The organism is Streptomyces bambusae, assembly GCF_019400985.1.
Classification (GTDB): domain Bacteria; phylum Actinomycetota; class Actinomycetes; order Streptomycetales; family Streptomycetaceae; genus Streptomyces; species Streptomyces bambusae_A.
In genome coordinates this window covers 1-921 of record NZ_WTFF01000693.1, presented here as the reverse complement: position 1 = coordinate 921, position 921 = coordinate 1, and the positions used below count along the sequence as shown (strand labels likewise).

The 921-nt window shown below is 74.8% G+C and carries 1 pseudogene; it reads right to left on the bottom strand.

Annotation, left to right across the window (positions count from 1 at the left end):
• Positions 1-771 (bottom strand): annotated as a pseudogene (locus GPJ59_RS36585) (tetratricopeptide repeat protein); the annotation flags it as partial.
• Positions 772-921 lie beyond the last annotated feature (150 nt).

Below are 921 nucleotides of genomic sequence, written 5' to 3'. Positions count from 1 at the left end.
TGAGGGTATAAAGAACCGGCACCCCAGCCGCCGGCCCCGCCGGAAGGCCGCCTCCGCGCTGCCGCCGCCCGCCGCGCACCGCAGGTGCCGCTCGGCGGCCCGCTCCTCGCCGTCGCGGACCAGGGCGATGCCGACCTGGAGTGCCGCGTCGGTGTGCCCGGCGGCGGCCGCCCGCTCGTACCAGCGCAGCGCCATCTCGTCCTCGTCGCGGCTGGCGAAGAGGATGCCCAGGTTGAAGGCGGCGTCCACGCTGCCCGCCTCGGCCGCCTTGGAGAACCAGGGCTCGGCGCCGGCCGCGTCCCCGCCCTGCAGGAGCAGGATCGCCAGGGCGTTGGCCGCCTCGCGGTGGCCGGCGTACGCGGCGCGGCGGTACCACTGCTCGGCCTGCGCGGTGCGGTCCTGTGCGGCGCACAGCAGAGCAAGGTTGTACGCCCCGTTTTGATCGCCCGCGTCCATGGCCGAGCGGTACCAGCGCTCCGCGGTCTGGGTCTCCCCGCGGGCGGCGTGCAGCGCGCCCAGGGCGTTGGCGGCGTTGCCGTCGCCGTCCTGGGCGGCCCGGTGCCACCACGCGGCCGCGCTGTCCTCGTCCCCCGCGTCGCGCAGCAGGAAGCCCAGGGCGCACGCGGCGCGGGCCTCGCCCTGCTTGGCGGAGGTCAGGTACCAGCGCTCGGCCTCCTTGAGCTCGCCGCGGGCCTCCAGCATCGCGCCCAGGTGCAGGGCGGCCCGGCGGTGGCCGCGGGCTGCGGCCTGCCGGTACCACTGCTCGGCCGCGGCCGGGTCGCGGCGGCGCAGGATCCGGGCGGGGCGGGTGGCGGCCTCGCGGCTGTCTCTTTTTCACATTTGACGCTGCCGACGATCCTCACCGTGTTTGTCCCTGCTTGCAGCGGGACTTTTCATGTAATATCACAAACGATCTAGTGA